Annotated in this window: 27 protein-coding genes; 23 read left to right on the top strand and 4 right to left on the bottom strand. The window is 61.9% G+C overall.

The features are described from left to right. Positions 1-100 precede the first annotated feature (100 nt). The 15 genes from CIB54_RS07895 (at position 101) to CIB54_RS07825 (ending at position 15,769) form a co-directional block, all read left to right on the top strand. Positions 101-1,723 (top strand): methyl-accepting chemotaxis protein, encoded by a 1,623-nt coding sequence (locus CIB54_RS07895; RefSeq protein WP_065951896.1) that lies wholly within the window; start codon positions 101-103, stop codon positions 1,721-1,723. Beyond that, the gene (locus CIB54_RS07890) at positions 1,723-2,235 is read left to right on the top strand and encodes a chemotaxis protein CheW (RefSeq protein WP_065951897.1); all 513 of its coding nucleotides are present in this window, start codon (positions 1,723-1,725) and stop codon (positions 2,233-2,235) included. Before CIB54_RS07895 ends, CIB54_RS07890 begins: the two co-directional genes overlap by 1 nt. Continuing rightward, entirely contained in the window at positions 2,232-3,491 is a 1,260-nt protein-coding gene (locus CIB54_RS07885) for a CheR family methyltransferase (RefSeq protein ID WP_101219383.1), read from the top strand. Before CIB54_RS07890 ends, CIB54_RS07885 begins: the two co-directional genes overlap by 4 nt. Then, entirely contained in the window at positions 3,488-4,189 is a 702-nt protein-coding gene (locus tag CIB54_RS07880) for a chemotaxis protein CheW (protein ID WP_065951899.1), read from the top strand. The genes CIB54_RS07885 and CIB54_RS07880 overlap by 4 nt, the downstream gene beginning before the upstream one ends. Further along, positions 4,186-6,459, top strand: coding sequence for a hybrid sensor histidine kinase/response regulator (locus CIB54_RS07875; protein WP_101219381.1), 2,274 nt, complete (start codon positions 4,186-4,188; stop codon positions 6,457-6,459). Before CIB54_RS07880 ends, CIB54_RS07875 begins: the two co-directional genes overlap by 4 nt. Beyond that, the gene (locus tag CIB54_RS07870; protein WP_065951901.1) at positions 6,456-7,463 is read left to right on the top strand and encodes a chemotaxis response regulator protein-glutamate methylesterase; all 1,008 of its coding nucleotides are present in this window, start codon (positions 6,456-6,458) and stop codon (positions 7,461-7,463) included. The genes CIB54_RS07875 and CIB54_RS07870 overlap by 4 nt, the downstream gene beginning before the upstream one ends. 52 nt (positions 7,464-7,515) lie before the next feature. Next, complete coding sequence (locus CIB54_RS07865; protein ID WP_065891946.1) at positions 7,516-8,517, top strand: response regulator; 1,002 nt, start codon at positions 7,516-7,518, stop codon at positions 8,515-8,517. 240 nt (positions 8,518-8,757) lie between these two features. Next, positions 8,758-9,853, top strand: a protein-coding gene (prfB, locus tag CIB54_RS07860; protein WP_100226016.1) for a peptide chain release factor 2 whose coding sequence is annotated in 2 segments (ribosomal slippage) — positions 8,758-8,829 and positions 8,831-9,853 — 1,095 coding nt in all. Because the reading frame shifts where the segments join, the coding sequence is not laid out codon by codon here. A gap of 96 nt (positions 9,854-9,949) precedes the next feature. Further along, entirely contained in the window at positions 9,950-11,452 is a 1,503-nt protein-coding gene (gene lysS / locus CIB54_RS07855; protein ID WP_065951902.1) for a lysine--tRNA ligase, read from the top strand. A gap of 114 nt (positions 11,453-11,566) precedes the next feature. After that, positions 11,567-12,271: a TetR/AcrR family transcriptional regulator gene (locus CIB54_RS07850; protein ID WP_065951903.1), complete on the top strand. Its 705-nt coding sequence runs from the start codon at positions 11,567-11,569 to the stop codon at positions 12,269-12,271. A gap of 35 nt (positions 12,272-12,306) precedes the next feature. Further along, positions 12,307-13,584, top strand: a complete 1,278-nt coding sequence (locus CIB54_RS07845; RefSeq protein ID WP_057723241.1) for a flavohemoglobin expression-modulating QEGLA motif protein — start codon at positions 12,307-12,309, stop codon at positions 13,582-13,584. Positions 13,585-13,651: 67 nt separating this feature from the next. After that, positions 13,652-14,557 (top strand): alpha/beta hydrolase, encoded by a 906-nt coding sequence (locus CIB54_RS07840; RefSeq protein ID WP_101219379.1) that lies wholly within the window; start codon positions 13,652-13,654, stop codon positions 14,555-14,557. Beyond that, complete coding sequence (locus CIB54_RS07835) at positions 14,554-14,880, top strand: PA3694 family proteiin (protein ID WP_065951905.1); 327 nt, start codon at positions 14,554-14,556, stop codon at positions 14,878-14,880. Before CIB54_RS07840 ends, CIB54_RS07835 begins: the two co-directional genes overlap by 4 nt. Positions 14,881-15,047: 167 nt before the next feature. After that, positions 15,048-15,431, top strand: coding sequence for a hypothetical protein (locus CIB54_RS07830; RefSeq protein ID WP_198557187.1), 384 nt, complete (start codon positions 15,048-15,050; stop codon positions 15,429-15,431). Between the two features lie 143 nt (positions 15,432-15,574). Beyond that, positions 15,575-15,769, top strand: coding sequence for a hypothetical protein (locus CIB54_RS07825; protein WP_065951906.1), 195 nt, complete (start codon positions 15,575-15,577; stop codon positions 15,767-15,769). Positions 15,770-15,797: 28 nt separating this feature from the next. Here CIB54_RS07825 and CIB54_RS07820 read toward each other — a convergent pair whose 3' ends face one another. The 3 genes from CIB54_RS07820 to CIB54_RS07810 form a co-directional block, all read right to left on the bottom strand. Next, positions 15,798-16,583: a lipotoxin F family OmpA-related lipoprotein LptF gene (locus CIB54_RS07820; protein ID WP_065951907.1), complete on the bottom strand. Its 786-nt coding sequence runs from the start codon at positions 16,581-16,583 to the stop codon at positions 15,798-15,800. 56 nt (positions 16,584-16,639) lie between these two features. Next, positions 16,640-17,065: a DUF4398 domain-containing protein gene (locus CIB54_RS07815; RefSeq protein ID WP_065886057.1), complete on the bottom strand. Its 426-nt coding sequence runs from the start codon at positions 17,063-17,065 to the stop codon at positions 16,640-16,642. A 281-nt stretch (positions 17,066-17,346) separates the two neighbouring features. After that, complete coding sequence (locus CIB54_RS07810) at positions 17,347-17,691, bottom strand: pilin assembly protein (protein ID WP_065951908.1); 345 nt, start codon at positions 17,689-17,691, stop codon at positions 17,347-17,349. Positions 17,692-17,854: 163 nt separating this feature from the next. Here CIB54_RS07810 and ppc point away from each other — a divergent pair, with 163 nt between their 5' ends. From ppc to CIB54_RS07775, 7 genes are all read left to right on the top strand, one after another. Next, positions 17,855-20,482 (top strand): phosphoenolpyruvate carboxylase, encoded by a 2,628-nt coding sequence (gene ppc, locus CIB54_RS07805; RefSeq protein WP_101219377.1) that lies wholly within the window; start codon positions 17,855-17,857, stop codon positions 20,480-20,482. 280 nt (positions 20,483-20,762) lie between these two features. Beyond that, entirely contained in the window at positions 20,763-21,410 is a 648-nt protein-coding gene (gene adk, locus CIB54_RS07800; protein ID WP_003172225.1) for an adenylate kinase, read from the top strand. Positions 21,411-21,498: 88 nt separating this feature from the next. Continuing rightward, positions 21,499-22,185 (top strand): tRNA (adenosine(37)-N6)-threonylcarbamoyltransferase complex dimerization subunit type 1 TsaB, encoded by a 687-nt coding sequence (gene tsaB / locus CIB54_RS07795; RefSeq protein WP_065951910.1) that lies wholly within the window; start codon positions 21,499-21,501, stop codon positions 22,183-22,185. Positions 22,186-22,345: 160 nt separating this feature from the next. Beyond that, positions 22,346-22,636, top strand: a complete 291-nt coding sequence (locus tag CIB54_RS07790) for a hypothetical protein (protein WP_065891953.1) — start codon at positions 22,346-22,348, stop codon at positions 22,634-22,636. After that, positions 22,636-23,496 carry a DUF72 domain-containing protein gene (locus CIB54_RS07785; protein WP_065951912.1) on the top strand — a complete coding sequence of 287 codons (861 nt, stop codon included), beginning with the start codon at positions 22,636-22,638 and terminating at the stop codon, positions 23,494-23,496. Before CIB54_RS07790 ends, CIB54_RS07785 begins: the two co-directional genes overlap by 1 nt. A gap of 27 nt (positions 23,497-23,523) precedes the next feature. Continuing rightward, complete coding sequence (locus CIB54_RS07780; protein WP_101219375.1) at positions 23,524-24,351, top strand: isocitrate lyase/PEP mutase family protein; 828 nt, start codon at positions 23,524-23,526, stop codon at positions 24,349-24,351. A 21-nt stretch (positions 24,352-24,372) separates the two neighbouring features. Then, positions 24,373-25,053 carry an extensin-like domain-containing protein gene (locus tag CIB54_RS07775; RefSeq protein ID WP_101219373.1) on the top strand — a complete coding sequence of 227 codons (681 nt, stop codon included), beginning with the start codon at positions 24,373-24,375 and terminating at the stop codon, positions 25,051-25,053. 3 nt (positions 25,054-25,056) lie between these two features. Here the strand turns inward: CIB54_RS07775 and CIB54_RS07770 are convergent, their stop codons facing one another. Further along, positions 25,057-25,677 (bottom strand): energy transducer TonB, encoded by a 621-nt coding sequence (locus tag CIB54_RS07770; RefSeq protein ID WP_065951915.1) that lies wholly within the window; start codon positions 25,675-25,677, stop codon positions 25,057-25,059. Positions 25,678-25,773: 96 nt separating this feature from the next. Here CIB54_RS07770 and CIB54_RS07765 point away from each other — a divergent pair, with 96 nt between their 5' ends. Next, positions 25,774-26,556: a class I SAM-dependent methyltransferase gene (locus CIB54_RS07765; RefSeq protein WP_101219371.1), complete on the top strand. Its 783-nt coding sequence runs from the start codon at positions 25,774-25,776 to the stop codon at positions 26,554-26,556. Positions 26,557-26,619: the final 63 nt, after the last annotated feature.

Genomic DNA, 26,619 nt, shown 5'->3' with positions numbered 1-26,619 from the left:
GCGGCGCTGGCACCTGCAGTGTCCCCGCAAACCATTGGTTAATACACGCCATCGCTCAGCTATACTCCCCTCCATTTGAATGGATCTGCGAGGAATTACTGTGAAGAACTGGACCCTGCGCCAACGGATTTTGGCGAGCTTTGCGGTAATTATCGCGATCATGCTGCTGATGGTCGTGCTCTCGTATTCGCGCCTGTTGAAAATCGAAACCAGTGAGAGCTCCGTGCGCGATGACGCGGTGCCTGGCGTGTTTTTCAGCTCGATGATTCGCAGCGCCTGGGTCGACAGCTACCTGCAAACCCAGGAATTGGTGGGCATCCACAAAAACCAGGGCATTTCCGAGGAGGACAAGCAGGACTACAAGTCTTTCGAGGCACGCCTTGAGAAATACATGGCCGACTACGCCCAGACGATCAACTTCACCCAGGATCGCAGCGATTTCGACGCCTTCGAAAAAATCCACCAGCGCTACAACCAGATCCTCGCCCAAGTGCTCCAGGCGCAGCAGAGCAACAACGCCGTGGAGGCCCTCAGGCTGTTCAACGAGCAACTGACGCCCGCCTGGGTCGCAGGCCGCGCGAAGCTCAATGACATCATCCAGCAGAACAAACAAGTTGCCGACGAGGCCACCGCCGCCATCGATGATGCCGTCGAGGCCGCGAAGATCAGCATGGGCGTCTCGCTGCTGCTGGCGGTGCTGGCCGCCGCGCTGTGTGGTCTGCTGTTGATGCGCGCAATCATGGCGCCGATGAAACGCATCGTCGATATCCTCGAAACCATGCGCACGGGCGACCTGAGCAAGCGCCTGAACCTGGAGCGCAATGACGAATTCAATATGGTCGAAACCGGCTTCAACGACATGATGACCGAGCTGACCGCGCTGGTCTCCCAGGCGCAGCGTTCGTCGGTGCAGGTCACCACCTCGGTGACCGAGATTGCCGCCACCTCCAAGCAGCAACAGGCCACGGCCACCGAAACCGCCGCCACCACCACTGAAATCGGCGCCACATCGCGTGAAATCGCCGCGACCTCCAAGGACCTGGTGCGCACCATGACCGAAGTGTCGACCGCCGCCGACCAGGCTTCGGTCGCCGCCGGTTCCGGTCAACAAGGCCTGGCACGCATGGAAGAAACCATGCATTCGGTGATGGGCGCCGCCGACTTGGTCAACGCCAAGCTGGCGATCCTCAATGAAAAGGCCGGCAACATCAATCAGGTGGTGGTGACCATCGTCAAAGTGGCTGACCAGACCAACCTGCTGTCCCTCAACGCCGCCATCGAGGCCGAGAAAGCCGGTGAGTACGGGCGCGGTTTTGCCGTGGTCGCCACCGAAGTCCGCCGCCTGGCCGACCAGACCGCCGTCGCGACGTACGACATCGAGCAGATGGTGCGCGAGATCCAGTCGGCCGTGTCGGCGGGCGTGATGGGCATGGACAAGTTTTCCGAAGAAGTGCGCCGCGGCATGTTCGAGGTGCAGCAAGTGGGCGAGCAACTGTCGCAAATCATCCACCAGGTGCAGGCCCTCGCGCCGCGGGTGTTGATGGTCAACGAAGGCATGCAGGCCCAGGCCACCGGCGCCGAGCAGATCAACCACGCGTTGGTGCAACTGGGGGATGCCAGCAGCCAGACCGTCGAGTCCCTGCGCCAGGCCAGCTTTGCCATTGATGAACTGAGCCAGGTCGCGGTGGGTCTGCGCAGTGGCGTGTCGCGTTTCAAAGTCTGATGAGCGACTTCGCGGCTAAACGCGGCGCCGTCGCGGCAGTGAAAAAGGCGTTGTTCCTGGTGTTCCACATCGGCAGTGAGCGCTTTGCCCTCAAGGCGACTGAAGTGGTCGAGGTGCTGCCGCGCCTGCCGCTCAAGCCCATCGCCCAGGCACCTGTGTGGGTGGCGGGCATCTTTGCCCATCGCGGCGCGCTGGTGCCGGTGATCGACCTGAGCGCACTGACCTTTGGTACCGTGGCCCATGCCCGTACCAGCACGCGGCTGGTGCTGGTCAATTATCAGCCACAACCCTGGAGCCAGGCGCGGTGGCTGGGCCTGATCCTGGAGCAGGCCACCGACACCCTGCGTTGCGACCCCGCCGAGTTCCAGCCCTATGGCCTGGATAACCGCCAGGCGCCCTACCTGGGGCCGGTGCGCGAAGATGCGCTGGGCTTGATGCAATGGATCGGCGTAGCCGAGCTGTTGACCGATGACGTGCGTGCGTTGCTGTTTTCCAGCGAGTTGAGCCTATGAGCAGTGATCCGCGCTTCTCGGCCTTTCTGAAAGAACGCATCGGCCTGGACGTCGCTTCGGTGGGCGAAGCGATCATCGAGCGTGCGGTGCGCCAGCGTTGCCAGGTGTCCCAGGCGCAGACCGCGGACGCGTACTGGCAGCTTCTGCACAGCTCCCATGATGAGCAGCAGGCACTGATCGAAGCGGTGATCGTTCCCGAAACCTGGTTTTTCCGCTACCCCGAGTCCTTTGCGACCTTGGCCCGCCTGGCCCATGCACGCCTGGCCGAGATCAACCAGATGCGCGCCTTGCGCATTCTCAGCCTGCCCTGTTCCACCGGCGAAGAACCCTATTCGATTGCCATGGCCCTGCTCGACGCCGGCCTGGCGCCCCACCAATTCAAAGTGCAAGGGATGGACGTCAGCCCGCTGTCCGTGGAGCGTGCCCGCCGCGGTGTGTACGGCAAGAACTCCTTTCGCGGCGCCGATCTTGAATTTCGCGACCGGCATTTCACTGAAGACGGCGGTGCCTACCGCATCGCCGACCGGGTGCGCGAGCAAGTGCGCCTGCACGTCGGCAACCTGCTCGACCCGGCACTGTTGGCCAACGAGCCCAGCTACGATTTTGTGTTCTGTCGCAACCTGCTGATCTATTTCGATCAGCCCACCCAGAAGCAAGTCTTCGATGTGCTCAAGGAACTGACCCACGTCGACGGCGTGCTGTTTATCGGCCCGGCCGAAGGCAGCCTGCTGGGACGCCATGGCATGCGTTCGATTGGCGTGCCGCAATCCTTTGCGTTCAGTCGGCATGTGGCGTCGGCCGCCCCGGTCCCGGTGTTTGTACCGGTGCCGGCGCCCACGCCGCCGCGCAGTGCGGCACCTGTTGCGCTCAAGCCGCGCCCGTTCAGTACGGTCAGCGCCCGGACGGCGCCGGTCAAGGCACCGCACACGGAGGCCGGCGAGTTGCTCAACCAGATCGCCACCTTGGCCAATGAGGGCAAAAGTGCCGAGGCCCGGGCTGCGTGCGAGCGCTATCTGGGCAGTCATCCGCCGGCCGCCCAGGTGTTCTACTGGCTGGGCTTGCTCAGCGATGTGGCCGGCAATGCCCCGCAAGCCCAAGGGTATTACCGTAAAGCCTTATACCTTGAGCCGCAGCATCCGCAGGCCTTGATGCACCTGGCCGCGTTGCTGGAGGCCCAGGGCGACAGTGCGGGGGCGCGTCGTTTGCAGGCGCGCGCCGCGCGTAGCGAGCGAGCTGACAGTGAGTCCAAACGATGAGTAGCCCTGACGCGCTGGACACCGCAGGCCTGGACCTGACCCTGGCCGAAACCCAAGCCATCGACGACTGCTGGAACCGCATCGGCATTCATGGCGACAAATCCTGCCCCTTGCTGGCGGACCACATCCATTGCCGTAACTGCTCGGTGTATTCGGCCGCGGCCACGCGCCTGCTCGACCGCTATGCCCTGGCGCAGGACGAGCGTCCCGCGCAAGCCGCTGGCGAGCTCGATAACCCGGTGGCCACCCGCTCCTTGCTGATGTTCCGCCTCGGCGAAGAGTGGCTTGGCATCGCTACCCGTTGCCTGGTGGAAGTCGCGCCCTTGCAACCGATCCACTCCTTGCCGCACCAGCGCTCCCGCGCATTGCTGGGCGTGGCCAACGTACGCGGCGCATTGGTGGCTTGCCTGTCGCTGGTGGAACTGCTTGGCCTGGACAGCGCCAATACCGGCGCCACCGGCGGGCGCATCATGCCGCGCATGCTGATCATAGCCGCGCAGGATGGCCCGGTGGTTGTGCCGGTGGACGAAGTGGATGGCATCCATGCCATCGATGAGCGCACCTTGAGCGCCGCGTCGGCCTCCGGTACGCAGGCCAGCGCGCGTTTCACCCAGGGCGTATTGCAGTGGAAAGGCCGCAGCCTGCGCTGGCTGGACGAGGCTCAACTGTTGTCCGCCGTGACCCGGAGCTTCGCATGACCCCCGACCAGATGCGCGATGCCTCGCTGTTGGAACTGTTCAGTCTGGAAGCCGATGCGCAGACCCAGGTGCTCAGTGCAGGCCTGCTGGCCCTGGAGCGCAACCCGACCCAGGCCGACCAGCTTGAGGCCTGCATGCGCGCTGCGCACTCGCTCAAGGGCGCGGCGCGGATTGTCGGGGTGGATGCTGGCGTCAGCGTGGCCCATGTCATGGAGGACTGCCTGGTCAGCGCCCAGGAAGCGCGCTTGTACCTGCAGCCCGAACATATCGACGCGTTACTGCAGGGTACGGATTTGCTGATGCGCATTGCCACCCCGGGCAATGACGTCGGGACGGCGGATATCCAGGCCTATGTGGCGCTGATGGAGCGCTTGCTGGACCCGTCGCATCCCACCGCCTTGGTCGCGCCGAAACCGGAACCCGCTCCCATGCCGGTGATCGAAGCGCTGCCGCCCGAACCTGAGCCTGCGCCCGCCGTCATCAGCGAGCCGCCGCGCCAGGGCAAGCGCATGACCGAAGGCGGTGAGCGCGTACTGCGGGTCACGGCGGAGCGCTTGAACAGCCTGTTGGACCTGTCCAGCAAATCGTTGGTGGAAACCCAGCGACTCAAGCCTTACCTGGCCAGCCTGCAGCGCCTCAAGCGCCTGCAAAGCAACAGCCTGCGCGCCTTGGATACCCTGGAGGGCCACCTCAAGGTCGTCGATTTGAACCTTGAGGCCCACGAAGCGTTGGCCGATACCCGACGCTTGTTGAGTGAAGCCCAGGCGCTGCTGGCGCAGAAGCACGCCGAGCTGGACGAGTATGGCTGGCAGGCCGGCCAGCGGGCCCAGGTGCTTTACGACACCGCGTTGGCCTGTCGCATGCGCCCGTTTGCCGATGTGCTGGCCGGGCAGGTGCGCATGGTGCGTGACCTCGGCCGCAGCCTGGGCAAGCAAGTGCGCCTGGAGATCGAGGGCGAAAAGACTCAGGTCGACCGCGATGTGCTGGAAAAGCTCGAGGCCCCACTCACGCATTTATTACGCAATGCCGTCGACCACGGCATCGAAATGCCCGAGCAGCGGCTGCTGGCGGGCAAGCCGGCGGAAGGCTTGATTCGCCTGCGCGCGTCGCATCAAGCCGGGCTGCTGGTGCTGGAGTTGAGCGATGACGGTAACGGCGTCGACCTTGAGCGCTTGCGCGGCACCATTGTCGACCGGCACCTGTCGCCCGTGGAAACCGCGTTGCGCCTGAGCGAGGAAGAACTGCTCACGTTCCTGTTCCTGCCGGGGTTCAGCCTGCGCGACAAGGTGACCGAAGTGTCCGGTCGCGGCGTCGGCCTGGATGCCGTGCAGCATATGGTGCGTCAACTGCGCGGCGCCGTGGTGCTGGAGCAGACGGCGGGGCAGGGCAGTCGCTTTCATCTGGAGGTGCCGTTGACCTTGTCGGTAGTGCGCAGCCTGGTGGTGGAGGTCGGTGAAGAGGCCTACGCCTTCCCGCTGGCGCACATCGAACGCATGTGCGACCTGGCGCCCGAGGACATTGTGCAACTGGAAGGGCGCCAGCATTTCTGGCACGAGGGCCGACATGTCGGCCTGGTGGCCGCCAGCCAGCTGTTGCAGCGACCACCGGGGCAAACCCCTTCGGATACCTTGAAAGTGGTGGTAATCCGCGAGCGCGATGCCGTGTATGGGATCGCCGTGGAGCGCTTTATCGGTGAGCGCACCCTGGTGGTATTGCCGCTGGATGATCGCCTGGGCAAGGTCCAGGATATTTCCGCCGGCGCCTTGCTCGACGATGGCTCGGTGGTGCTGATCGTCGACGTGGAAGACATGCTGCGTTCGGTGGACAAGTTGCTCAACACCGGCCGTCTGGAACGTATCGCCCGGCGCACCCGGCAGGCCACCGAAGCACCGCGCAAGCGGGTGCTGGTGGTGGACGACTCGCTGACCGTGCGTGAGCTGCAACGCAAGTTATTACTCAATCGCGGTTATGAAGTGGCCGTTGCGGTCGATGGCATGGATGGCTGGAACGCCTTGCGTTCCGAGGATTTCGACCTGCTTATCACTGATATTGATATGCCTCGCATGGACGGTATTGAATTGGTCACACTCTTGCGCCGTGACAGTCGCCTGCAATCGTTGCCGGTGATGGTGGTTTCCTACAAAGATCGGGAAGAAGACCGACGCCGAGGCCTCGACGCCGGCGCCGACTATTATCTGGCCAAAGCCAGCTTCCACGACGACGCCTTGCTCGACGCCGTGGTTGAACTGATCGGGGGCGCCCGGGCATGAGGATTGCGATCGTCAATGACATGCCCCTGGCCGTCGAGGCGTTGCGGCGGGCCTTGAGCCTGGAACCCGCGCACGAGGTGGTATGGGTGGCCAGTAATGGCCTGGAAGCGGTGCAGCGCTGTGCCGAACGGGTGCCGGACCTGATCCTGATGGACTTGATCATGCCGGTAATGGACGGCGTGGAGGCCACGCGGCAGATCATGGCCGAGACGCCCTGTGCGATTCTGCTGGTGACTGTCGATCGCCAGGCCAATATGAGCCGGGTGTTCGAAGCCATGGGCCACGGCGCCCTGGATGTGGTGGACACTCCGGCGCTCGGCGTGGGCAACCCCAGGGATGCGGCAGCGCCGTTGTTGCGCAAGATCCTCAACATTGGCTGGCTGATCGGCCAGCGTGGCCCCCGCGTGCGCGCTGAGACCGCACCGCAGCGCAGTACCGGCAAGCGGCAACGCCTGGTGGCCATTGGTTCGTCGGCGGGTGGCCCGGCGGCCCTGGAAGTGCTGCTCAAGGCTTTGCCGCGTGACTTTCCCGCCGCCATCGTGCTGGTCCAGCATGTGGACCAGGTGTTCGCCGCCGGCATGGCCGAGTGGTTGAGCAGTGCGTCCGGCCTGCCGGTGCGCCTGGCGCGAGAGGGTGAGCCACCGCAGAGCGGCGTGGTCTTGCTGGCCGGCACCAACCACCATATTCGCTTGTTGAAAAATGGCACGCTAGCCTATACCGCAGAGCCGGTGAACGAGATCTACCGGCCTTCCATCGACGTGTTTTTCGAAAGTGTCGCCAGCTATTGGATCGGTGACGCCGTCGGCGTACTGCTGACCGGCATGGGGCGCGACGGGGCCCAGGGCCTCAAGTTGATGCGCGAACAAGGATATTTGACCATCGCCCAGGACCAGTTGAGTTCGGCGGTGTATGGGATGCCCAAAGCGGCGGCGGCGATTGACGCCGCTGTTGAAATTCGCCCACTGGATAGAATTGCGCCGCGATTGCTGGAGGTCTTTGCATGATCGAACATCTCCGGCCGTGCTGGTTTGCAGGCAGTAATTCAGGTGACTGCTCATGAATGATTTACAGCTCGACGACTTCAAGACCGACGAAAACGCCGCCATGGTGCTGCTGGTCGACGACCAGGCCATGATCGGCGAAGCCGTGCGGCGCGGCCTGGCCCATGAAGAAAACATCGATTTCCACTTTTGCGCCGACCCGCACCAGGCGATCGCCCAGGCGATTCGCATCAAGCCGACCGTGATCCTGCAGGACCTGGTCATGCCCGGCCTCGACGGCCTGACCCTGGTGCGCGAATACCGCAACCACCCGGCCACGGCGAATATCCCGATCATCGTGCTTTCCACCAAGGAAGACCCGCTGATCAAGAGCGCCGCCTTTGCCGCCGGGGCCAACGATTACCTGGTCAAGCTGCCGGACAATATTGAACTGGTGGCGCGCATTCGCTATCACTCGCGCTCCTACATGACCCTGTTGCAGCGCGACGCGGCTTACCGTGCGCTGCGGGTCAGCCAGCAACAGTTGCTGGACACCAACCTGGTGCTGCAACGGCTGATGAACTCCGATGGCCTGACCGGGCTGTCCAATCGCCGTCACTTCGACGAATACCTGGAACTGGAATGGCGCCGTGCCATGCGCGACCAGACCCAGCTCTCCTTGCTGATGATCGATGTGGACTTCTTCAAGACCTACAACGACAGCTTTGGCCACGTCGAGGGTGACGAAGCCTTGCGCAAAGTCGCCAACACCATCCGCGAAGCCAGCAGCCGTCCCTCGGACCTGCCGGCACGCTATGGCGGCGAAGAGTTCGCGCTGGTGCTGCCCAACACCTCGCCGGGCGGTGCGCGGCTGGTGGCGGAAAAACTGCGCATGGCGGTGGCCGCCCTGAAAATCCCGCATATCGCGCCGGCGGAAGGGTCGAGCCTGACCATCAGCATTGGGTTGTCGACGTTGACACCCGTACAGGGCACCGATTGTCGCCAGTTGATCATGGCGGCGGACAAGGGACTGTATATGGCCAAGCATAATGGGCGTAATCAGGTGGGTATCGAATAATTCAAGGCCGGCGCAAAGCCAAATGTGGGAGGGGGCTTGCCCCCGATAGCGGTGTGTCAGTCACAACTTCATTGGCAGACAGACTGCCATCGGGGGCAAGCCCCCTCCCACATTTGGCTCTTCGTCGGTCTTGGGATTGTGTACAAACCTCTGCCTTTTCGGCCGGGTGGACTGCCGTTTCCAGGCGTTTGCCGTTATACTCGCCGGCTTTCAAAAGTTCGCCAACGAGTGCTGCCCGCCATGGAAATCAACCCGATCCTTAACACCATCAAGGACCTGTCCGAGCGCTCCGAAACTATTCGGGGGTATCTTTGACTACGATCAAAAGCATGAGCGTCTGACCGAAGTCAATCGCGAGCTTGAAGATCCGAGTGTCTGGAACAAACCCGAGTACGCCCAGGAACTGGGGCGCGAGCGCGCTGCGCTGGCGCAGATCGTCGACACCCTTGACGAACTGAACACCGGCCTGGCCGATTGCCGTGACCTGCTGGACATGGCCGTCGAAGAAGATGACGAAGGCGCAGTGGGCGATGTTGTCGCCGAGCTGGCCCGTCTCGAGGAAAACCTCGCCAAGCTTGAATTCCGCCGCATGTTCAGCCATGAAATGGACCCGAACAATGCCTACCTGGATATCCAGGCCGGTTCCGGTGGCACCGAGGCCCAGGACTGGGCCAATATCCTGCTGCGCATGTACCTGCGCTGGGCCGACAAGCGCGGTTTCGACGCAACCATCATGGAGCTGTCCGCCGGTGAAGTCGCCGGTATCAAGGGCGCGACCGTGCACATCAAGGGCGAATACGCCTTTGGCTGGTTGCGTACCGAGATCGGCGTACACCGTCTGGTGCGCAAGAGCCCGTTCGACTCCGGCAACCGTCGCCATACTTCCTTCTCGGCGGTGTTCGTCTCCCCGGAGATCGACGACAAGGTGGAAATCGAGATCAACCCGGCCGACCTGCGCATCGACACTTACCGCTCCTCCGGCGCCGGTGGCCAGCACGTAAACACCACCGACTCGGCCGTACGTATCACCCACGTACCGACCAACACCGTGGTCAGCTGCCAGAACGAGCGCTCCCAGCACGCCAACAAGGACACCGCCATGAAAATGTTGCGGGCCAAGTTGTACGAGCAGGAAATGCAGAAGCGCAACGCCGCGTCCCAGGCGCTGGAAGACACCAAGTCGGACATCGGCTGGGGCCACCAGATCCGTTCTTACGTGCTCGATGCGTCGCGGATCAAGGATTTGCGCACTAACATCGAACGCAGCGACTGCGACAAGGTGCTCGACGGTGATATCGACGAATACCTGGAAGCCAGCCTGAAGTCCGGCCTGTAACACCCTCTGTGGGAGCGGGGGGGACGTCTAGTCCTTGCCCTGCGATCCCCAGGCCGCAGGCCTGGGGGCAACGAACCTTGATGGAAAATTTAAGACATGAGCGACCAACAACTCGACCCGCAAGCCCTGCAACAGGAAGAAAACTCCCTGATCGCCCTGCGCAAGGAAAAGCTTGCTGCCGAGCGCGCCAAGGGTAACGCCTTCCCCAACGACTTCCGCCGCGACAATTACTGCGATGCCCTGCAGAAACAGTACGCGGACAAGACCAAGGAAGAGCTGGCAGAAGCGGCGATCCCGGTCAAGGTGGCGGGTCGCATCATGCTCAACCGTGGCTCGTTCATGGTGATCCAGGACATGACCGGGCGCATCCAGGTCTACGTCAACCGCAAGACCCTTTGCGAAGAAACCCTGGCTTCGGTGAAAACCTGGGACATGGGCGACATCATCGCAGCCGAAGGCACCCTGGCCCGTTCCGGCAAGGGTGACCTGTACGTCGAGATGACCAGCGTGCGTCTGCTGACCAAGTCCCTGCGCCCGCTGCCGGACAAGCACCACGGCCTCACCGACACCGAGCAGCGCTACCGCCAACGCTATGTTGACCTGATCGTCAACGAAGACGTGCGCCAGACCTTCCGCGTGCGTTCGCAGGTCATCGCCCACATCCGCAGCTTCCTGGCCCAGCGTGATTTCCTTGAAGTGGAAACGCCGATGCTGCAAACCATCCCGGGTGGCGCTGCGGCCAAGCCGTTCGAAACCCACCACAATGCGCTGGACCTGCCAATGTTCCTGCGGATCGCGCCGGAGCTGTACCTCAAGCGCCTGGTGGTCGGCGGTTTCGAGAAGGTGTTCGAGATCAACCGCAACTTCCGTAACGAAGGCGTCTCGACCCGGCACAACCCTGAATTCACCATGTTGGAGTTCTACCAGGCCTACGCCGACTACGAAGACAACATGGACCTGACCGAAGAACTGTTCCGCGAACTGGCGCAGCTGGTGCTGGGCAGCACCGACGTGCCATACGGCGACAAGGTATTCCACTTCGGCGAGCCGTTCGTGCGCCTGTCGGTGTTCGACTCGATCCTCAAGTACAACCCTGAGTTGACCGCTGACGATCTGAACGACATCGACAAGGCCCGCGCCATCGCCAAAAAAGCCGGCGCCAAGGTGCTGGGCTTCGAAGGCCTGGGCAAACTGCAGGTGATGATTTTCGAAGAGCTGGTCGAGCACAAGCTGGAACAGCCGCACTTCATTACCCAGTACCCGTTCGAAGTGTCGCCGCTGGCGCGTCGTAACGACGACAACCCGAACGTTACCGACCGTTTCGAGCTGTTCATTGGCGGCCGTGAAATCGCCAACGCCTATTCCGAGCTTAACGACGCGGAAGATCAGGCCGAGCGCTTCATGGCGCAGGTGGCCGACAAGGACGCCGGCGATGATGAAGCCATGCACTACGATGCCGACTTCGTACGTGCCCTGGAATACGGCATGCCGCCCACCGCCGGTGAAGGTATCGGCATCGACCGCCTGGTGATGCTGCTCACCAACTCGCCGTCGATTCGCGATGTGATCTTGTTCCCGCACATGCGGCCACAAGCATAAAAAGCAGCCGCCTTCCTAGTAAGGCGGCTTTTTTTTGACTCAAGGGCGCAAGCGTCAAGCCGCAAGCTGCAAGCTTTCCGTGTCCGCCTTAACTTGTCGCTTGGAGCTTGAAGCTTGCAACTTTATTCCCCTTCTTCCGTTGCTGCCTCTGTGGCCGATAGCGTCCAGTACCAGGGCCGCAAGGCCAGCCGCCGGGGCAGCGAACAACGCCGGCAAGACATTCTCGATGCGGCCATGCGCATCGTGGTACGCGACGGGGTACGTGCGGTACGTCACCGGGCCGTGGCGGCGGAGGCCGGCGTGCCGTTGTCGGCCACCACCTACTACTTCAAAGACATCGATGACCTGCTCACCGATACCTTCGCCCAATACGTCGAACGCAGCGCCGCGTTCATGGGCAAACTGTGGGTGCGCAACGAAGGCCTGCTGCGCGAGATGGTCGCCTATGGTGATGGCAGCCCGGCGTCGCGCTCGCAGCTGGCCGATGACATTGCGCGGCTGACCGCCGACTATGTGCAGCGCCAACTGACCAACCGTCGTGAATACCTGATGGCCGAGCAGGCCTTTCGCCAGGAAGCCTTGTTGAATCCGCGCCTTGCCGAACTGGTGCGTTCCCACCAACAGATTCTGTTGCAAGGCACCGGGCAGTTTTTCCAGGTATTGGGCTCGCGCGAGCCGCAGCAGGATGCCAAGGTGTTGACGGCGATTATCAGTCGGATGGAATATCAGGGCCTGTTGGGCAGCGCAGAGCCGCTGACCGGTGACGAAATGCTGGAGATACTCAAGCGTTACATGCACTTGGTGTTGGCTTCAGTCTGATACCAGAAAGGCCACGTTCAAAGAGGAAGCACCGGGTGGACGATTACCAGCAGACGATACGCAGCTTGTCCGATCGCATTGTGCTGGCGCAAACGCCGATCCGCGTCCTCGACGCCGTGAAGTGGGACGAAAACATTCGCCAGGGCTTTCTCAAGGCCAAGGGCAAGGCCATGCCCGCCGTGGATCGCGATTACTACCTGAACCGGCCGTTGTCGTTCGATTCGAGCGCGGTCAAGCTGGAGTTCCAGAACATCGAGCGCGACATTACCCGGCGTCTCGGCCAGTTCAGCCCGGTAGGGCAGATCATGCGCCGCATGTGCCGGGAATACCGCATGGTCGTGCGGATGCTCGAAGCCCGTGGCACCGAGGACTTCGGCCTGATCTCCCAGGAACTCTACGGCGCCGCTTCCGACGCCTTCCACGCCGGCGACCCGACGCTGGCGGACCTGGGCCTGATGCTCTCGGACTATCTGAACAATATCGACGGCCGTGGCGACCTCAAGGACGAAGCCAAGACCCTCACCGCCAAGGATGCCGTCGCCTTGCTGCAAACACGCTTGAACAAGGTGTTCGGCGAGGCCGAGGAGACCATCCGTGTGTTCGAATCCGATGGCATCGTCGCCGACGCAGCCGCGGGCGCCGACTACATCAAGATCCGCGCCGACGCGATGTTCAACGACCGTGACGTGCGCGCCCTGGAAGTGCACGAAGGCCTGGTGCATGTGGGCACCACCCTCAATGGCCAGAACCAGCCGATCTGCACGTTCCTGTCCAAGGGGCCGCCCTCGTCCACCGTGACTCAGGAAGGCCTGGCGATCCTGATGGAAATCATCACGTTTGCCTCATACCCCAGCCGGCTGCGCAAACTGACCAACCGCACCCGCGCCATCCATATGGTGGAGGAGGGCGCCGACTTCCTGCAGGTGTTCGAGTTCTTCCGCGAGCAAGGCTTTGAAATGGCTGAAAGCTACGGCAACGCCAGCCGTGTGTTCCGTGGCTCGGTGCCGACCGGCCTGCCGTTTACCAAGGATTTGTCCTACCTCAAGGGCTTTATCATGGTCTACAACTACATCCAGTTGGCCGTGCGCAAGGGCAAGCTGGAACAGGTGCCGTTGTTGTTCTGCGGCAAGACCACGCTCGAAGATATGCGCACCTTGCGCCAACTGGTCGACGAAGGCCTGGTCGTGCCGCCCAAGTACCTGCCCGAACAGTTCCGCGACATGAACGCACTGGCGGCCTGGATGTGCTTTTCCAACTTTCTCAACCATTTGAGCCTGGACCGGATCGAGGCTGACTATTCCAATATCCTTTGACCGCGCGGGAGTTCACCTGGGATCTCCCAAGCTCGCCAATTTCATCTCACTCACGAGGCTTCAACGGATGAGAATCCTCGGCATTCTGTGCCTGCTACTGACATTGAACGGCTGCAGCGCCCTGCTGTTCTACCCGGAGCCCGGCCTGCCGTTCACGCCGGAAAAAGCCCACCTGGCGTATCGCGACGTCACCCTCACCACCGCCGACGGCGTGAAACTGCACGCCTGGTGGCTGCCGGCCAAGCCTGGCGTGCCCCTCAAAGGCACTGTGCTGCACCTGCACGGCAACGGTGGCAACCTGGCGTGGCATCTGGGCGGCAGTTGGTGGTTGCCGGAGCAGGGCTACCAGGTGCTGTTGCTTGACTATCGCGGTTATGGGCTTTCGCAAGGCAAGCCGTCATTGCCGGCAATCTATCAGGACGTGGACGCTGCCTTCAGCTGGCTGGATCAGGCGCCCGAAGCCCAGGGGCAGCCGTTGGTAGTGCTTGGCCAGAGCCTGGGCGGCGCCTTGGCCGTGCATTATCTGGCCGCTCACCCCGAGCGCCAATCCCGGCTCAAGGCCCTGGTATTGGATGGTGTGCCTGCCAGTTATCGTGACGTGGGACAATTTGCCCTAGGCACATCCTGGTTAACATGGCCGTTGCAGGTGCCTCTGTCCTGGCTGGTGCCCGACGCCGACAGCGCGATCAACGCCATGCCCCAGCTCACGGGCGTTCCCAAACTGCTGTTTCACAGCCTGGATGATCCGATTGTGCCTGTGTCCAACGGCCTACGCCTGTATCAAGCCGCGCCACCGCCCAGGGTGCTGCAGCTGACGCGAGGCGGGCATGTGCAGACGTTTGCCGACAAGACCTGGCAGACCGTCATGCTGCGTTACCTGGATGACCCGCAGCATTTCAACGGCCTGCGGCGTCTGGGCGAAATTCCGAATTACCCCCTTTCTAAAGTTGACCCATCAGAGAGCCCGCAATGAGTGAAGAGCGCAACATGATCCCGCTGATTCTCACGGGGATCGGCACCATTATCGGTACGGTCGGTTGTTTGTGGTACTACGGCTACCTGCACTTCGCCAAGCCGGAAGATGCGCTGCTGCTCAGTGAATTCACGATGCTCAAGACCGTGCCGGGTGAGGACTACAAGGTTTCACTGACCCCTGCCGCGCAAGTGGCGCAGTGCGTCGAGGGCGTGCTGGTGATGTTCGATACCGACCAGAAAGGCCTGAGCGGCGTACTGGTGAACAACAAGAAACAGGCAGTGCGCTGTATCGGGCAAGAAACCCCGCAATTGCAACAATGAATGCTGCTCGCCCGTCGTGGGAAAGTGCCGCCACTCGTACGGATTATTGATTTAAAGCCGGTCAGTCATTGGGCTGGGCGGAACCATCCTGACTCATCCACCACAGATTATGGGCTGATTGGCGCTGCTGATCGGCCCATTTTATTCATTGATAGGGGTGAGCATTTATGGCAGGAATCAACGGAATGTCGGGTGCCGGAAACATGGGTGGCATGGGTGGCATGGGTGGTGCGAGCGGCGCTGGCAATAGCCAGGAAGGCTCTCAAGGCCTCGACAAGCAGATTAACGATGTACAAAATCAGATCCAGAACCTTAAAGCGAAAGGCTCTCAAGGCAGCCAGGGAAATAGTGGTGCCGGTGGGGAGGATCCCCTCAAGGCGTTGGAGGAGCTGCTGAAGAAGCTGCTCGCGCAGAAAGCCGACGGTGCGCAAGGCGCTCAAGGTGCGCAGGGCGCTCAAGGCGCGGAAGATGGCCAAAGCGGTGGGCAGAACGCGGGCCAGGGCCAGATCCAGCAGCCGGACTATCAAGGTTCAGGCCAAATCGGCAACTGATCAAGCTGCTGGGAAAAACCGCCTGTAGGGGCGGTTTTTTTTGTGTATCACATGGCCAGTCGTCGGTCTCGGCAGGAATGCCTGGAACCTTATTTCGTCAGATACCACACAAAGCGTTGTCACTCACACGGTTTGAGGCGAGGATGGAATTCAAGATTCCAGTGCTGGAAAATATGCTGATCATGGCAAGGCAGCATGTGGCGATTGAACAGGAAGCTGCTCGCCGCAGCAGGCTTGATAGCCAGGTAGATAAGCAGGCGGGTGCGCAGATTCAAATGCCGGCTGATGATACCGGTCGTACCGTACAGTTCGACGAGCCCAAAAAAAACCCACCGTGAGGTGGGTTTTTTATGCCGCTTCAATCAATCAGTTAGCAACGGACGAGCGCGGCTTGACTGGCTGGTTGTCGTTGGAGATCGTCACTTCAACGCGACGGTTCATCGCACGGCCGGAGACGCTGCCGTTGTCGGCAACCGGATATTCCTTGCCGTAACCCTGGGTCACGATGCGCGAAATATCCACGCCTTGCTGGGCCAGTGCACGCTGTACGGAAGCTGCACGGCGCTCGGACAGGCTCTGGTTGTACGAGTCGGAACCGGTGCTGTCGGTGTAGCCTTCGACGATCACTTTACGGTCCGGGTTGTCGCGCAGGAACTGAGCCAGCTTGGTGATGTTGACCAGGCCGCTGGACTTCAAGTCGGACTTGTTGGTGGCAAACAGCACGTCACCGAAAGTCACCAGGGTGCCGCGATCGGTTTGCTTGGCGTTCAAGCTGTTTTGCAGTTGCTTGATCTGCGCGTCACGGGCGTCCAGCAGGGCGCGGGCACGTTCGTCGCCAGCGTTTTTCAGCTTGGATTCGGATTCACGCAGGGAAATGGTGTCTTTCGCCACTTCTACACGCTGGTTGGTCAGGTAAGCCAGTTGGTCGACTTTCTTCTCGTCTTCCTTGTCGCGGTAGGCCTTGTCTGCCTTGTCCAGCCATTCACTGGCGTCTTTGGTTTCCAGCGCTGCGAGCTTGGTAGCCTGCGGGTTGGTTTGCAGGGCCGTGAAGTTGGTCCGTGCGTTTTCCAGATTCGCGTTCGGCGGGGTGGAGCAGGCTGCCAAGGCAACGCTCATCGCCAACAGGGCAGGGATCATCAATTGTTTACGCATAGTCGTGTCGTCCTTTCAATTCGATATCAGGTGCGATGCAATCAAGGGGCAGCGGCTTACTTCTGCTGGATAGCAGCCGGGCGCATGCCTTCCTTACGCAACTCGTCAACTGCTTTCTGGGAATCCTTCACCGCTTGTTCGGCCTTGGCAGCCTGGGCTTTACGCTCAGCGACACGAGCATCCCACTCGGCTTGTTCAGCCAACATACGGGCTTTGTCGTAGTTCTTGTCGTGCATGGCGATTTCAGCTTCTTTGAGCTTGTCCTGGGCCGACTTCATTTCCACGGCTGCGAACTCGGTGCCGCCGGCGCTGACCGCGCTGTTGACCGCAGACTGGGTCACTGCGTATTGCTCGGTCGGCGGGTTACCGGCGCAACCTGCCAGAACGAAGCTGGTGCCGATTGCCAGCGCGGCCAATTTAAGCCCGCGCAGGTGGTTAAACGAGGATTTGGCAGTGCTGGTCTTCATCGTCTTCAACTCCATTGGGTAACTCCTGAAAAACATCAAAATCCATCGTGGTGTTCGTTTGCGGGCCCGGCTGCGAAGCACATGACGCCAGTTCAAACGAGCGTTCCAAGTGATGGCTTACTGGCTGTGACCGGAGGCTTTTTTCAAAAGTTCAGCGAAGATGGCGATTTGCCTAAAAAAATATCTGACTGATCGGTCAGCTTAAGAAAATTGGAACTTTCAGCACGCACAACGGTACTCCGGGCCGCTGAAAAGCCCGGAATACAAGGGTTAAATTGGAATGGAGGAAACTGTGATCAGTGCTTCTGTTCGTCAGCACCGGCTGACAAATCATGCAGATAGCGGCGTGACAGTGTCAGAAATCGCGGTGTGGGGCCGACGTCTTCATACAGCGGATCGCCTTCCTCGTCGGTGGCGATCACCTGCTGCCCTTTCACGTAAGGGAAGCTGGCTTCCAGCTCTTCAAGGGCGGCGCCGATCAGCTCGCCGAGCAGCTCTTCGGCGTGACGCTTGGGGTACATCTCGGCCAGGGCGGCCAGCCTCGCGGCGGCCTCCACATCCAGATGAATGGCGTATTCGGTTTTGGTCAGTTGACCCTTGGCGGTCTCTTCCCAATGCTGGGGCAGGTCTCGAATTTTCATGGCAACCTCAATAATGAGTGTCCAGCCACCGGTGTGGATAACGCGGCGACTTGATCTTGAGACTAGCTGCAAGCGGCAAGGTTTAAAGTGTCTTGTCAGAAACCTGCGCCGACGGCACTCTGGAACACCTGCGCGTCCCGGATTTCTGGCTGGAGATTGGCTGATGAGTGATATCGATGCACGCTTGCGTGAGGATGTTCACCTGCTGGGTGAACTGTTGGGCAACACCATTCGAGAACAGTACGGCGATGATTTTCTCGACAAGATCGAGCAGATCCGTAAAGGCGCCAAGGCTGACCGGCGCGGCGCGGGCGATGAACTCAGCGCGAGTCTGAACCCACTGCAGGAAGACGAACTGCTGCCTGTAGCCCGGGCCTTCAACCAGTTCCTCAACCTGGCCAACATTGCCGAGCAGTACCAGTTGATTCACCGGCGCGATGAATCGCAGCCGGCGCCCTTCGAGTCCCGCGTGTTGCCCGAACTGTTGGCGCGCCTGCAAAGTGAAGGGCACAGCGATGAATCCCTGGCGCGCCATTTGGCGCGGCTGGAGATCGAACTGGTACTCACCGCCCACCCCACCGAAGTCGCACGTCGCACCCTGATCCAGAAGTACGACGCGATCGCCGCGCAACTGGCGCTGCAGGATCACCGTGATCTCACCAGCGCCGAGCGCGAGCAAATCCGTGAGCGTTTGCAACGATTGATCGCCGAGGCCTGGCACACCGAGGAAATCCGTCGCGTGCGGCCTACGCCGGTGGATGAAGCCAAATGGGGCTTTGCAGTCATCGAGCATTCGTTGTGGCAGGCCATCCCGAATTATTTGCGCAAGGCCGACCAGGCCTTGCATGCCGCGACCGGTCTGCACCTGCCGCTTGAGGCTGCGCCGATACGATTTGCCTCGTGGATGGGCGGCGACCGTGACGGCAACCCGAACGTCACGGCGCCGGTCACCCGTGAAGTATTGCTGCTGGCGCGCTGGATGGCGGCGGATTTGTACCTGCGCGATATCGATCAACTCGCCTCCGAGTTGTCCATGCAACGGGCCAGTGCGGCCTTGCAAGCCCAGGCGGGAGACAGCGTCGAACCCTACCGTGCGGTGCTCAAGCAGTTGCGCGAACGTCTGCGCGCCACGCGCCAGTGGGCCCATTCCTCGCTAAAGGAAAATACACCGGCACCGGCGCAGGTGTTGCAGGACAATCGTGACCTGCTCGGCCCGTTGCAGCTGTGCTATCAGTCGCTGCATGAGTGCGGGATGGGCGTGATCGCCGACGGCCCGTTGCTCGATTGCCTGCGCCGCGCCGTGACCTTTGGCCTGTTCCTGGTACGCCTGGATGTGCGCCAGGATTCCGCGCGTCACGCCTCGGCCATGAGCGAAATCACCGACTACCTTGCCCTCGGACGTTATGAGGACTGGGACGAAGAAGCGCGCATCGACTTTCTGAGCAAAGAACTGGGCAATCGTCGACCGCTGCTGCCAGGTTATTTCAAGCCGTCGCAGGACACGGCGGAAGTCTTGAACACCTGCCGGGAAATCGCCGCGGCACCGGCCGCGTCGCTAGGCTCCTATGTCATTTCCATGGCCGGTGCCGCTTCGGATGTGCTGGCGGTGCAACTGCTGCTCAAAGAGTCCGGCGTGCAGCGGCCAATGCGCGTAGTGCCGCTGTTCGAGACCCTGGCCGACCTGGATAACGCCGGGCCGGTGATGGAGCGGTTGTTGCAGTTGCCGGGCTATCGCGCGCGGCTGCAAGGCCCGCAGGAAGTGATGATCGGCTATTCGGACTCGGCCAAGGACGCCGGCACCACCGCTGCCGCCTGGGCGCAGTACCGGGCGCAGGAACGCCTGGTGGACATCTGCCGTGAGCAGCAAGTGGATTTGCTGTTGTTCCACGGTCGTGGTGGCACCGTTGGCCGTGGCGGTGGCCCGGCGCATGCGGCGATTCTGTCGCAGCCGCCGGGCTCGGTGGCGGGGCGGTTCCGCACCACCGAACAAGGCGAGATGATCCGCTTCAAGTTCGGCCTGCCGGACATTGCCGAGCAGAACCTCAACCTCTACCTGGCGGCGGTGCTCGAAGCCACGCTGTTGCCACCGCCGCCGCCGGAACCGGCCTGGCGTCATTTGATGGACGAATTGGCGGCCGACGGTGTCAGCGCCTACCGCGCGGTGGTGCGGGAAAATCCGCAATTCGTCGAGTATTTCCGCCAGTCCACACCGGAGCAGGAGCTGGGCCGTTTGCCGTTGGGCAGCCGCCCGGCCAAGCGGCGTGCCGGCGGTATTGAAAGCCTGCGCGCGATTCCCTGGATCTTCGGCTGGACCCAGACCCGCTTGATGCTGCCCGCCTGGCTCGGCTGGGAAGCGGCATTGAGCAAGGCCCTGGAGCGCGGCGAGGGTGAGTTGCTTGGGCAGATGCGTGAGCAGTGGCCGTTCTTCCGCACGCGCATCGATATGCTGGAAATGGTGCTGGCCAAGGCCGACGCCGATATCGCCCGCCTCTATGATGAGCGTCTGGTGCAGCCGGACTTGCTGCCACTGGGCGCGCATTTACGCGACCTATTGTCGCAGGCCTGTGAGGTGGTGCTTGGCCTGACCGGCCAGTCGCAACTGTTGGCCCACAGTCCGGACACCCTGGAGTTCATCCGCCTGCGCAACACCTACCTCGATCCCCTGCATCTGTTGCAGGCTGAATTGCTCGCACGCTCGCGCCAACGCGAAGCGGCGCAAGACAGCCCTCTGGAACAGGCGCTGCTGGTGTCCGTCGCCGGTATTGCTGCAGGTTTGCGCAACACCGGTTGAGGTTTTTCGCGTGTTCTCAACGGCTTGCGAATGAACGGCGGCGACCGCCCTGAAAAGGGCGGTCGTTGTTTGAGGGGCAGGGTTGCGCTCAGGCAAACCCGTTGGCCGACGCAGGCCTGGCGCGGGTTTCTCCTACTTTTGGCGGCTTGTGTGGCAAGGGCCTGCTGTGTATCTTGATCAGCCTTTGGCCGTTTGATCGGCCTGGAACCACATTTTTACGAGATTGGCCCCACGCGGCGAATCCGAGCGTCATCTCTATAAAAAATTGAGGAGCACATCGATGCGCGTCATTCTGCTGGGAGCTCCCGGGGCCGGTAAAGGTACTCAGGCTAAGTTCATCACTGAAAAATTCGGCATTCCACAAATCTCCACCGGCGACATGCTGCGCGCGGCCGTCAAGGCCGGCACCGAACTGGGCCTGATCGCCAAGAGCGTGATGGACAGCGGTGGCCTGGTCTCCGATGACCTGATCATCAACCTGGTCAAGGAACGCATCAGCCAGGAAGACTGCAAGAACGGTTTCCTGTTCGACGGCTTCCCGCGCACCATTCCCCAGGCTGAAGCCCTGGTCAAAGCCGGTGTCGAGTTGGACGCCGTGGTGGAAATCGCCGTTGAGGACGAAGAAATCGTCCAGCGCATTGCCGGTCGTCGCGTTCACGAAGGCTCGGGCCGCGTGTACCACGTCGTCTACAACCCGCCGAAGGTTGAAGGCAAGGACGATGTCACCGGTGAAGACCTGGTACAGCGCAAAGACGATACCGAAGAAACCGTGCGTCATCGCCTGTCGGTCTACCATTCCCAGACCAAGCCGCTGGTGGACTTCTACCAGAAGCTGTCCGCTGCCCAGGGCAAGCCGAAATACAGCCACATCCCTGGCGTCGGCTCCGTGGAGGCGATTACGGCCAAGGTGCTGCAAGCACTGAGCTGATGCGTTGATCGGCTGCATTGACAACGGCCCGCTTGCGGGCCGTTGTTGTTTATACTGGCGCACTTTTTCGACTTGGACACCCACACCCATGAGCACCCTGCTGGCCCTGGACACCGCGACTGAAGCTTGCTCGGTTGCCTTGCTGCACGATGGCAAAGTAACCAGCCACTACGAGGTGATCCCGCGCCTGCACGCGCAGAAGCTGTTGCCGATGATCAAGCAACTGCTGGAAGACGCCGGCACCAGCCTGGCCGCCGTGGATGCCATCGCTTTCGGCCGTGGCCCCGGCGCGTTTACCGGCGTGCGCATTGCCATTGGCGTGGTGCAGGGCCTGGCGTTTGCGCTGGAGCGTCCCGTATTGCCGGTCTCCAACCTGGCGGTACTGGCCCAACGTGCTCTGCGTGAACATGGCGCCTCGCAAGTGGCGGCGGCGATCGATGCGCGGATGGATGAAGTGTATTGGGGCTGCTACCGCGAGACGGCGGGCGAGATGCGCCTGGTCGGCGTGGAAGCGGTGCAGGCACCGGAATCATCCGTACTGCCCGACGATGCGCTCGGTGATTGGTTCGGCGCTGGCACCGGTTGGGGATATGGGGCGCGGATCGGCGTCCAACTGGCTGGCCAGGACGCCACGATGCTGCCCCATGCAGAGGATTTGCTGACCTTGGCGCGCTTTGCATTCGAGCGTGGCGAGGCCATCGCGGCAGATCAGGCGGCGCCGGTGTACTTGCGCGACAAGGTCGCGCAAACCAAGGCGGAACGCGGGATTATTTGACGCCAAAAATGATGGCATTTTGAGTTAAATTTCGCCAATCGTCAGAATTCGCACCGGTTTTTAAACCTTTTACCAATTATGTGTTCTAGTTATCACCAGAGCATTTGCGCGCTACGGATCGCGCCACTAAAATGCCATTACTGATAGCGAGTTCGCGCCTATGCGTATTGATGGCTTTTCCTCACAGTCGTACCCGATCAAGCGTAAGCCGCGCAAGGCGAACGCTACGGTGGACGATTCGGTCGAGGACTCGCCGGATTTCATTGAAGTCCAATCCGACGCGCAGGCCGGTACCCAAGCTCGTATCAGCGGTCTTCCCGCCCGTCAGCAAGACATGGTCTTCCCCCGCTCCATGAGCAAAAGCGTAGCGACGGCCCTGGCCAGCTACCTGACCACCGCCGGTTTTGTCGAATGGGATATGGAAGTGCTGGGTCTCGATATCCACATCTGATGCGCCTGCCTTACTACATCGGCTGCCCGTCCTGGAGTGAAAACGCCTGGCGCGAGTACCTGTACCCCGCCGATGCACGTTCCAACGATTACCTCGGGCTCTACGCCCAGGTCTTCAACGCCGTTGAAGGCAACACCACTTTTTATGCTCGACCCTCGGCCGCGACCGTGCAGCGCTGGGCCGACATCATGCCCGATGACTTTCGCTTCACCGCCAAATTCCCGGGTGATATCAGCCATGCCGGTGACTTGCGCGAACAACTGCCGGCGGCGGAAAGTTTTATCGGCTTGATGAGCCCCCTGGGCGAGCGTGTGTCGCCGTTGTGGCTGCAACTGTCGAAGGGTTTTACCCCGCACCGCCTCGGTGAGCTGGCCGGGTTCCTCGATGGCATTGATCGTCCACTGGCGGTTGAAGTGCGTCACGATGAGTTCTTCGCCAAAGGCGAGGCCGAGCGCATGCTCAACCGCCTGTTGCGTGACCGTGGCGTCGAGCGCGTGTGCCTCGATCCGCGCGCGCTGTTCAGTTGCACCTCCACCTCGGCGGCCGTCCTGCATGCCCAATCGAAAAAGCCCAGGGTGCCCCCGCGTCCGGCGGCGTTGACTCAATGTCCCCAAGTGCGCTTTATCGGGCACCCCGAGCTTGAAGCCAACGATCCGTTCCTGATGCCCTGGGTTGAAAAGATCGCCAGTTGGATCGAAGAGGGGCGCACCCCCTACATGTTCCTGCACACCTCGGACAACCGCCTCGCTGCCCAATTGGCCTTGCGTTTCCATGACCAACTGATGGCACGTTTGCCGGGGCTTGCGCCGCTGCCGACCTTGCATCGAGAACCCGTGGCGGAGCAACTGGGGTTACTCTAGGGCTCTTTTCCCCGCCAGGAGCCCGTCATGGATGCCCAAACCCTTCGCGCCGAAACCTTCAAAGCCCTGCACGCGCGTGACCGTGCCTTTGTGATGCCCAACCCGTGGGATGCCGGTTCCGCCATTATGCTTGCCAGCCTGGGCTTCGAAGCGTTGGCCACCACCAGCGCGGGCTTTGCGTTCAGCCTGGGGCGGCCGGATGCCGAAGGCGCGCTGTCGCTGGAGGACACCCTGGGCAATGCCGGCAGCATCGTCCGGGCGACTGCGCTGCCGGTCGCCGCTGACTTGGAAAACGGTTTCAGCGACACCCCCGAAGGCTGTGCCCAGACCATTCTGCGAGCTGCCGCCACCGGTATCGTCGGTGGCTCCATCGAAGACGCCACGGGCGTTGCCGCCGACCCAATCTACCCCTTCGACCTGGCCGTCGAGCGCGTCGAGGCTGCTGTTGCTGCCGCCCGCAGCCTGGCATTTCCCTTCACGCTGACGGCTCGCGCAGAAAACCTCCTGCATGGCCGCCTGGATTTGCCCGACACCATTCGCCGCCTGCAAGCCTACGCCGAGGCGGGCGCCGATGTGCTGTATGCGCCGGGCCTGCGCAGTGCCGAGCAAGTGCTGGCGGTGGTCAAGGCCGTCGCGCCCAAGCCGGTGAATGTATTGATGTCCGGTGGCTTGAACCTCAGCGTCGCGCAGTTGAGCGAACTGGGCGTGCGCCGCATCAGCGTGGGCTCGGCCCTGGCCCTGGCGGCCTACGGCGAGTTCTATCGGGCGGCACAGGAGGTCTACGGGTTGGGCACCTTCACCTTTACCGAGCGCAAGATGCCGTTCGATCAGGCCAACCAATTCTTCAAGGGCTAAGCCGTGCGATCGATCGGATGGATGGGCACGTTGCTGGTCCTCGGCGGCGCTGTTGCGGTGGGCGTATGGCGGGGCTGGGTGCCGGTGCCGGACGAGTGGAACCCCTGGGCACCGCTGGATGTGCGCGCCAGTCCGAACCTGTTGACGCGCTACAAGTTGGGGCGGCTGCAGGATGATCCGTTGCTGTGCGACCAGGTGCTGAAAACCTCGGGGTTGCGGGTGACCCGCCAGGCGGACTCAGCCCCCGACGCCGCCTGCCCGTTGCGCAACACGTTGCGGGTACAGGGCGGGGAGGTGGGCTTGAGCAGCAGTTTTCTGGCCAGTTGCCCGTTGGCCGTAGCCTTTGCGTTGTTCGAGCGGCACAGCCTGCAGCCGGCGGCTCAGGCTATCTATGGCGAAGCGGTGACGCGGGTCGACCACCTGGGCAGTTTTGCCTGTCGTAATATCTACAACCGCGCCGAAGGCCGCCTCAGTCAGCACGCCTCGGCCAATGCCCTGGATATCGCCGGGTTTCGCCTGGCCGATGGACGCCGTATCAGTGTGCTCAAGGATTGGCCGGGCGACGGCGCTGACGCACGGTTTCTGCGCCAAGTGCGTGACAGTGCGTGTAACGCTTTCAACGGGGTGTTGAGCCCCGACTACAACGCCGCACACCGTAACCATTTTCATCTGGACATGGGGCGCTGGTGGGTGTGCCGCTAAGCGTCAGGCGGCCAGGCGCAAGTTGTTGACGATCAACGGGCGTGCCCAGTGGTAGTCAAAATCCAGGGCCTTCTGTTGTTCGACCAGATCCTGTTCAGTGAACGGGGTCGCGGGCGGTGGCAGCAAGTCCAGCTCGAACTCGGCAATCGGCAGCTGCAGCGGGCGGGGTTGCGGCGCCGGGCCGGGTTCAGCGACGGGTTGGCCCGCGTTCAGGACAATCGGGCGTACCCAGCCGCTTTCGAAATGCTGCTGGCGTTGCTGGGCGATGATCTCTTCGTCAGGGAACGGCGCGGGCGCGGGGGGCAGCAGCTCGGTCTCGAATTCGGCAATCGGCAGGAACAGCGGCTCAGGCGGGGCGACCTCGGTGTCTTTCACGTCACACTCACGCTGGGTGAGGATCTGCGCCAGCAGGTCGGCGCCTTCGCTGGGTTCCACCGCCGAATCCTGCGGTGCAGGCGCCGTGGCGGCCAGCGCGCCCGGCGTAGCACCGAGCTGTTCGGCCAGGGCACGGGCGAAGAAGTCCTGCCACACATGGCTCACCCCGGCCAGCGCTTGAGTATTGCGCAGGCCGTAGTGGTTGTGGGTCGGCAGTACACCGATAGTTAGGGGAAGAATGTCTGACATTTTTCTCGGTCGACGCTCAGCTCTGGCAAAATACCTGACTGTTGTTTTTATCGGCCGGTATTGGCCGATCCTTAATATTTTCGAGCGTAGCGATTGATGAGCGAACAACCAGCGGCCAGCCGCATTCGGGTCGAGGCCTTGGCCGAAGAATTCCAGGCCCGCGCCGAGCAGTGGGCTGCGCTGCTGGGCTTACCTGTGCAACTCGATGCGGCGGATTTTTCCCTGCAGGTCGGGGAACAGGGCCTGCAATTGCAACAGCTCGGGCCGGACGCGCCGGGCCCGGTGCGGGTCGACTTTGTCGAAGGTGGCGCGGCGCACCGGCGTTTATATGGCGGTGGCAGCGGGCAGATGATCGCCAAGGCGGTGGGCGTCGCCCAAGGCGTGCGTCCCCGTGTGCTGGACGCCACGGCGGGCTTGGGCAAGGATGCGTTCGTGCTGGCAAGTCTGGGCTGTGAGATGAGCCTGATCGAGCGTCAGCCGTTGATTGGTGCGCTGCTTGAAGACGGCCTGGCACGCGCCGCGCAGGATTTTGACGTGGCACCGATCGTGGCGCGCATGAAGCTGCACAAGGGCAATGCCATTGAGGTGATGCTCAATTGGCAAGGCGAGCCGCCGCAAGTGATCTACCTGGACCCGATGTTCCCGCACCGCGAGAAAACCGCCCTGGTGAAGAAAGAAATGCGCCTGTTCCGGCCACTGGTCGGTGATGATCTGGATGCACCGGCCTTGCTCGCGGCGGCCCTGGCCCTGGCCAGCCACCGCGTGGTGGTCAAGCGCCCGCGCAAGGCACCGTGCATTGACGGGCCCAAACCGAGCCATGCGCTGGAGGGCAAGTCCAGTCGTTATGATATTTATCCCAAGAAGGCGCTCAAGGTTTAGGTTTCAAGCCTTAAGCCTTAAGCCTCAAGCCTCAAGCTGCAAGCAAAGGCGCCTTTCACTTGC

Source organism: Pseudomonas fluorescens (assembly GCF_002837185.1).
In the GTDB taxonomy this organism is placed as follows: domain Bacteria; phylum Pseudomonadota; class Gammaproteobacteria; order Pseudomonadales; family Pseudomonadaceae; genus Aquipseudomonas; species Aquipseudomonas fluorescens_AM.
Note: the sequence above shows the minus strand (reverse complement) of the source record. Positions and strands in the feature narration are given on the sequence as shown.